Below are 241 nucleotides of genomic sequence, written 5' to 3'. Positions count from 1 at the left end.
CGCCCGCGCACCGGCGAGGCCGGAAGCGCACGCGACGAGCGTCAGGGAAATGAACCGCCGTCTCGCCGGGATGTGCATGATGGGTTCGTCCTTCGATGTGATCGAACAACGGCTGCGATGCATCCGGCGCGGCGGCTTCGAAGCGAAGCTACGGCGTCGTTTCCGGCTCCCGGCGCAGCGCGGCGAGATCGGCTTCATCGAGCCAGCGCCATGCACCTTCGGCAAGCGTGCCAGGCAAAGC

At 67.6% G+C, this 241-nt stretch carries 1 pseudogene; it reads right to left on the bottom strand.

Annotation, left to right across the window (positions count from 1 at the left end):
- Nucleotides 1-148 precede the first annotated feature (148 nt).
- Nucleotides 149-241, bottom strand: a pseudogene (locus NCS03_RS31380) (16S rRNA pseudouridine(516) synthase); the annotation flags it as partial.

The organism is Caballeronia sp. ATUFL_F1_KS4A (genome assembly GCF_023630905.1).
Lineage (GTDB): Bacteria > Pseudomonadota > Gammaproteobacteria > Burkholderiales > Burkholderiaceae > Caballeronia > Caballeronia zhejiangensis.
Note: the sequence above shows the minus strand (reverse complement) of the source record. Positions and strands in the feature narration are given on the sequence as shown.